The sequence below is a fragment of the Psychrobacter sp. 1U1 genome (genome assembly GCF_051847535.1).
In the GTDB taxonomy this organism is placed as follows: domain Bacteria; phylum Pseudomonadota; class Gammaproteobacteria; order Pseudomonadales; family Moraxellaceae; genus Psychrobacter; species Psychrobacter saeujeotis.
Genome location: NZ_JBPYDD010000010.1, coordinates 47,192 through 54,049, shown reverse-complemented (window position 1 = coordinate 54,049; position 6,858 = coordinate 47,192). Strand labels below are relative to the sequence as shown.

General features: G+C 41.2%; 5 protein-coding genes. All 5 read right to left on the bottom strand.

Features of this window, described 5'->3' with window-relative positions:
• Window positions 1–152 precede the first annotated feature (152 nt).
• A complete protein-coding gene (locus ACS8FB_RS13125; RefSeq protein WP_439263543.1) occupies window positions 153–1,169 on the bottom strand; it encodes an SDR family NAD(P)-dependent oxidoreductase in 1,017 nt (338 codons plus the stop codon).
• Window positions 1,170–1,462: 293 nt separating this feature from the next.
• A complete protein-coding gene (clpX, locus tag ACS8FB_RS13120; protein ID WP_439263541.1) occupies window positions 1,463–2,734 on the bottom strand; it encodes an ATP-dependent protease ATP-binding subunit ClpX in 1,272 nt (423 codons plus the stop codon).
• Window positions 2,735–2,929: 195 nt separating this feature from the next.
• Window positions 2,930–3,541, bottom strand: coding sequence for an ATP-dependent Clp endopeptidase proteolytic subunit ClpP (clpP, locus tag ACS8FB_RS13115; protein ID WP_439263545.1), 612 nt, complete (start codon window positions 3,539–3,541; stop codon window positions 2,930–2,932).
• 585 nt (window positions 3,542–4,126) lie between these two features.
• The gene (gene tig / locus ACS8FB_RS13110) at window positions 4,127–5,470 is read right to left on the bottom strand and encodes a trigger factor (RefSeq protein WP_439263539.1); all 1,344 of its coding nucleotides are present in this window, start codon (window positions 5,468–5,470) and stop codon (window positions 4,127–4,129) included.
• Between the two features lie 488 nt (window positions 5,471–5,958).
• Entirely contained in the window at window positions 5,959–6,594 is a 636-nt protein-coding gene (gene rdgB / locus ACS8FB_RS13105; RefSeq protein ID WP_439263537.1) for an RdgB/HAM1 family non-canonical purine NTP pyrophosphatase, read from the bottom strand.
• Window positions 6,595–6,858: the final 264 nt, after the last annotated feature.

The following is a 6,858-nucleotide window of genomic DNA, read 5'->3' as shown; positions in this document are numbered from 1 at the left end:
GCTTTTAATGCTTTTAATGCTTTTAATGCTTTTAATGCTTTTAATGCTTTTAATGCTTTTAATGCTTTTAATGCTTTTAATGCTTTCTAAAATCAAAAAGCCCAGTTATTTAAATAACTGGGCTTTTTTACAAGTAAAGCTACTAAACAACACTATTTAGCGGTGCTTGATCTTTTATTACGACGCGGTTTTAGCTTGCGAGAGAGCTTATTCACATCGTTTAGTATTTGACTGTATGTCGATGGAAATACGCGCTGTACGGCATCAATCATTTTGGCATCGTTGCCAATCAAACAGCGTCGTTGATTGGTCGCCGCCGCCTTTAATATAATCCAAGCAGCTTCACTGGCATCAAATTTCAAAAACTTATTAAAACTTCTGATGGCTTTTGGGCCAGTACGCATGCCAATGTCGTTTATGCTGTCATTACCGCGTGCACTATTAGCGATATTAGTTTTGATACCACCTGGATGAATGCAGGTCGCTGACACGCCGCAGCGCTGGATATCTAACTCTTGGCGCAGGCTCTCGGTAAAGCCGCGCACAGCGAATTTACTGGCGTTATAAGCAGATTGTGAAGGCTGAGCAGTTAAGCCAAACAGGCTTGAGATATTTACGATATGACCATGCTCATTAAACTTTCGTGACTTATTGTCTGTCTTAGCAGCGCTGCTTTCAGTTTCACTGAGTTTTACGCTATTTTTAATCAATGGCAAAAATGCCTTGGTACCATAAACCACGCCCCAAAAGTTGATATCCATCACCCACTCAAGCTCATTAATGCTACTGCCTTCTACGGTAGAGTAGAGTGCCACGCCTGCATTGTTAAAGATAAAATTCACTTTGCCATGATCGTTCATGACCTCATCAGCCCATGCTTCAACCGCTTTATTGTCTGAGACATCGAGTATTGTAGTGGTCACTTTGACATCGTAACCAACCAGTAAATCCTTGGTTTGTGCCAGTTGTTCAGCGTTAATATCGGATAGTGCAACATGACAGCCCATTTGCGCTAAATGAATGGCAAGATCACGCCCCATGCCAGATCCTGCACCAGTAATCGCGGCGACATGATCTCGGTAATAAGGGGTAAGGTCACGATCGTTATCGGATGAAAAAGGTAAGTGTTGGCGTAATGAGCTTGCCATAGTGGTCACATTATTCAGCATGGTAAACAGTCCTTTGTTATAGTCATTAATGGTCAGTATCTAAACTCAAGATAAGTTAAACGGCAACAATTAAATATGAGGATTAAGATAGAATATCTACCTTAGCATGATTTCAATTTTATCTACTTCTCATTAATAGACGCCGCTGTCATTTTTGGTGCAATGGACGTTTTGATGATTCAGTGAGAACAAATAAACAGACATAAAAAAAGCGTCTTAGCACGAGATGCTAGACGCTTTTTCTACAGTGATAGCCAGTTAATGATAACTAACTATCTTAACTGAACCATAAGCTAAGCAATTTTAGGGGTTTTACCATCGTTGATCACATGCTCATCAACCATTACCGTTTTGGCATTTTTCATTGAAGGTAGCTCATACATGGTCTCAAGTAGGGCGTTTTCTACGATAGAGCGCAGACCACGTGCACCTGTCTTACGCTCCATAGCCTTTTTAGCAATGGCATCAAGCGCTTCTTGAGTAAAGCTAATATCAGCGCCTTCCATATCGAACAGATACTTATACTGTTTTACCAGAGCGTTTTTTGGCTCAGTTAGGATCTGTACCAATGCTTCTTCGTCAAGCTCTTCAAGTGCTGCCAACACTGGCAAACGACCGATTAGCTCAGGGATAAGACCAAACTTGATTAAATCCTCTGGCTCGACTTGCTGGAGCAAATCTGAGCTGCGACGGCTGTCATCTTTTGAGCTGACATCGGCGTTAAAACCAATACCGCCTTTTTCCGTACGCTGCTGAATCACTTGATCAAGACCTGCAAATGCACCGCCAACGATAATCAGGATATTGCTGGTGTCTACTTGAATAAGCTCTTGCTGCGGATGCTTACGACCACCGTGTGGCGGAATCGCAGCGACAGTACCTTCGATAAGCTTGAGTAGGGCTTGTTGCACGCCTTCGCCTGATACATCGCGTGTGATAGACGGGTTATCGCCTTTTTTACTGATTTTATCAATCTCATCAATATAGATAATACCTTGCTCAGCCTTGCTCACATCATAGTCAGAAGCTTGCAATAGCTTTTGTACGATGTTTTCAACGTCTTCACCGACATAACCAGCTTCGGTTAAAGTAGTAGCATCAGCCATTGCAAAAGGCACATCTAATAGACGTGCTAAGGTTTGCGCAAGTAAAGTCTTACCAGAGCCAGTTGGACCAATCAGCAAGATATTACTTTTGGCTAGCTCAACCATAGCATCATCAGCACCGATCTTGGCCTTTTTACTGTCATTGGCCAAGGTTTGGCTGACTTTTAGACGCTTATAATGGTTGTAAACAGCGACAGACAATGCTTTTTTGGCAGCATCTTGACCGATGACGTACTCATCAAGCTTGGCACGCAACTCTTTAGGAGTTGGCAGTTTTTTATTGACCCATGAGGTATCAATCTCGCCATCAGAGTCATCAGTTGTGCTATCAGCGATTAGATCTGTACATAGTTCAATACATTCGTTACAGATATTGGCATCGTCAGCGGCAATAAGCTGCTTGACTTCACTTTTAGCTTTACCACAAAACGAGCAATGCGGGTTGTTATTTTCTGCCATATAAAGGCACTCCTAAAATTTAATGCTTGTACCATTTCCAACAACAAACTAACGCTCAATCACTAGTACTGTCTATACTTGCTAAACCTATGTACGTGATGCTAATACTTGATTGCTGCGTTTATTTGAGTGTTGGCAATAGTAATATTAGTTTCATACCACATAGCTATCTATCTAGCTGGGTAGGTGCTGTCTTTATAAAGAATCAGGGCGACGTTCTAATACTTCATCAACCAGACCGTATTCTTTTGCTTCTTTAGCATCTAACCAAAAGTCACGCTCAACGTCTTTTTCGATTTTTTCTACTGGTTGACCAGTACGCTCAGCCAAAATCTCGTTTAAGCGTGCGCGAGTTTTTAGAATTTCACGCGCGTTAATTTCGATATCTGTTGCCTGACCTTGAGCACCACCTGAAGGCTGGTGAATCATTACGCGAGAATTGGCTAGTGCATAGCGCTTGCCTCTTTGACCAGCAGCCAATAGGAAAGAACCCATACTGTAAGCACCGCCCATACAAATAGTCGATACTTCAGGCTTAATGAAATTCATAGTATCAAAAATAGCCAAACCTGCACTGACTGAACCACCTGGTGAATTAATATATAAGTGGATATCTTTATCAGGGTTTTCAGCTTCTAAAAATAGCAGCTGTGCCACGATTAGATTGGCCATGTGGTCTTCAACCTGACCTGTCAAAAAGATCACACGCTCACGGAGCAAGCGCGAGAAGATATCAAAAGAGCGTTCACCGCGTGACGACTGTTCTACAACCATCGGTACCAATGCTGCTTGAGGTGCATTTTGCATGCTTTGCACATCGTTATGTGCACTCATTAACATATCAAAATGAGGGTTGGCGGTGATGCGATCATAATCTGTCATAAAATGTCCTATAAATAAGTGTATAAAATAGAGTTACAAAATGAGCTAAGGGTTTATCGTGCTACAGTCTAATAGTGAGATGCAAAATAGTGTATCAGACAATAATATGTAAGCGTTATTAAGTATTACGCCTTGTTCGATATAAATGCTTTGTAATCATTAGCCATAGTAATTAACAACAACTGACGCCATGATAACTGGTTTAATTATGAGGCTGTATTAATTTTCAGTTAACTTTAATAATAATTAATAGCAGTACCCGATAATTAGACGCCTAAAATAATTGCGTCTCTACGTTTGCGTTTATACAAATCCTAAAAAGTAGCGATTAAACGGACAGCGTGACTCATAATAACAACTTAGATGGTTGTACAAAGAATGATTCCCTATTGATAGGGTGTTTGCGCTCAATTATCAAGGGGCAGCCTCATAAACCACGAATAAAAATGCCCCAACAAACCGTTAGGGCATTCTTGTTACACTCTAGACCAATAGCGTGAGAACGCTAATTTACATAGCTTGTTGCTGTTGTTGCTGAGCCGCTAGTAAGTCTTGGTAGCTAACTTCTTTGTCAGTGACGTTACCTTGATCAATGAGATAATCAACCACTTGGTCTTCTAATACGACAGACTCAATGTTTGCACGTTGCTGTTTATCATTGGTGTAGTACTCGATGACCTCACTTGGGTCTTCATAGTTTTCTGCAGCTTCTTTGATGAAGGTCTCAACGCGCTCTTGATCTACTTCAAGGTTTTGTGTGTCGATAACACGGGCAACGATGATACCAAGACGGGCTGCACGTAACGCTTGCTCTTCAAATAGCTCATTTGGCAGCATGTCTTTATCAAAGCTATCAGCATTAGCGCCAAACTGCTGAGAAAAACGCTGCATCATCATGTTGCGTTGACGTTCGATTTCTTGCTCTAGCATCGCATTTGGTACATCAAATTCGTTCTTTTCTAGTAGCGCATCAAAAGTCGCTTGCTTAACTTGGCTACGCGCCGCGTTTTTGATTTCGCGTTCCATGTTTTTGCGTACGTCTTCTTTTAGCTTGTCAACGCCACCTTCAGTCACGCCAAATAGCTCAAGGAACTCGTCGTCGATTTCAGGTAGTTTTGATTTTTCGACCAATTTTACATTGATTTTGAACTGAGCTTCTTTACCCGCTAGGTTTTCAGCTTGATAGTCTTCTGGGAAAGTTACGTCAATGACTTTTTCTTCGCCAGCTTTCATGCCTTTGATGCCAGCTTCAAAACCTGGGATCATCTGGTTGCTACCGATAACCAATTTAAAGTCCTCAGCTGAGCCACCTTCGAACTTCTCACCATCAATTGAACCTTCAAAGTCGAAAGTCACTTGATTGTCTTTGGCTGCCATGCCTTTTTTCTCGACGAACTCTTGACGCTGCTTTTGCAAGTTTTCGATCATAGTATCGACGTCTTCATCTTTAACAGTCGCGGTATGGCGCTCAACTTCGATCTCATCGATACCTTGGACGTCGACTTCTGGGAAGATTTCAACAGTCGCTTGATAAACTAAGAAGTCGTCTTCTAATTTAACATCATCGATGTTTGGCATGCCAACGGCGCGAATGTCTTCAGATTTGATTGCTTCAAACACGGTATCGCGAATCACATCATTGATCACTTCTTGCTGAATACCAGCACCATACTGTGAACGGATATGAGACATAGGGACGTTACCTTTACGGAAACCGTCAATCTTGGCAGTCTTCGCAACTTGACGAATACGGCCTTCAACTTTGTTTTGAATTTTTTCAACAGGAACTTTCACTGTCAGCTGGGTTTCTTTTTCCGACAGCTTGTTGGTTGTGACTTGTAAATCTGTAGCCATGTTAATTACACCTTTATGATTAAAATAACAGGCAATCGCCCCTCTAGATATATAAGGGTTATGCCGATTGCCATTGGAATGAATAGGGGTACTAAAATACTTATATTTCGATACTGATAAGTCGGTCATCAAATAGTGCAAATAACACCATCTAGTATCCAATATCGATAATCCAAGACCAATCTTCTCTACCAAAAGCGCTGCAATGACTATTGCACTTTCATACGTTAGGCTTTTATAAACATTGTGCTTTTATAAATGGTACAGTCGACCAGAATCTTGTAATAAAATTTTAAAAGTAGAACAGTATAATCTATCTGTTAATTAAAGTAAAAGCTATCTGTCAGGATGGACGGTAAGCAAAAGTACTAATAGACAAAAGCACTAATAAAAAAGCATTAATAAACAAGTACAGAAAGTTAAGACTAAAAACCTATTATCGTAAAAAGAACGAGCGCTATTTATGTCAGTAGCCATTATATAAATAGCTATAACTGCTCTAATAACTGCTGGATAGCTTGCCCGCGGTGGCTGATGCTGTTTTTGTCAGTGGCACTTAAGCTTGCGGCAGTTGCTTGCAGCTTGGGTAACCAAAACAGCGGATCATAACCAAAGCCGCCGTCACCATGCGGCGCTTCCAAGATTTCCCCATGCCATAGACCTTGGGCGATAATCGGCAGCGGGTCATCAGTATGACGTACCATTGCCAGTACACAGACGAACATACCTTTAATGGGTGTATCTGGCTGCTCATCACGGATAGGAAGCAAGTCAGTGATGAGCTTAGCGTTGTTCTTAGCATCATTGCCATGTTCGCCTGCGTAGCGCGCCGAGTAGATGCCTGGTGTGTTGCAGAGTACTGGCACACATAAGCCTGAGTCATCAGCAATAGCTGGCAGTCCGCTGATTCGGCTGGCATGACGCGCTTTAATGATGGCGTTTTCAACGAAGCTCAAACCATCCTCGACAGCGTCCTCAATCTCTAATTGCCCTTGCGGTACGATAGTAACGTCTAAGTTGGCTTCAGCGAAGAGTCTTTTAAATTCTGCAAGTTTGCCTTGGTTATTACTGGCAAGCACCCACTGGTTTTGAGTAGTTTTAGATAATGGTAAAGCTGGACTCATAAAATATATCCGTCATTAATAGTCATATATGATTAATAGTTATAAAGTTAACAAACAACATCAGTCCTACGTCATAATTTAATAGTTCTGTTGTACGCCCGACTCTATAGTTAATAAAATGTGCACGAAACAAGATACTATCAATAAAGCTTATAACATTCAGTAACTGATATTGTGCAAATGCTTTGCTATAATAGCTGGCAAGCTACAGTGAATTATAGCTTATAGCTTGTGAATTTAAAGTTAATAATAGCTTTTAAGTCA

Bases quoted from the DNA above. Each gene is read 5' to 3' on its own strand.
- clpX (WP_439263541.1), bottom strand. From the start codon at position 2,734: ATGGCAGAAAATAACAACCCGCATTGCTCGTTTTGTGGTAAAGCTAAA.
- tig (WP_439263539.1), bottom strand. From the start codon at position 5,470: ATGGCTACAGATTTACAAGTCACAACCAACAAGCTGTCGGAAAAAGAA.
- clpP (WP_439263545.1), bottom strand. From the start codon at position 3,541: ATGCAAAATGCACCTCAAGCAGCATTGGTACCGATGGTTGTAGAACAG.
- rdgB (WP_439263537.1), bottom strand. From the start codon at position 6,594: ATGAGTCCAGCTTTACCATTATCTAAAACTACTCAAAACCAGTGGGTG.
- ACS8FB_RS13125 (WP_439263543.1), bottom strand. From the start codon at position 1,169: ATGCTGAATAATGTGACCACTATGGCAAGCTCATTACGCCAACACTTA.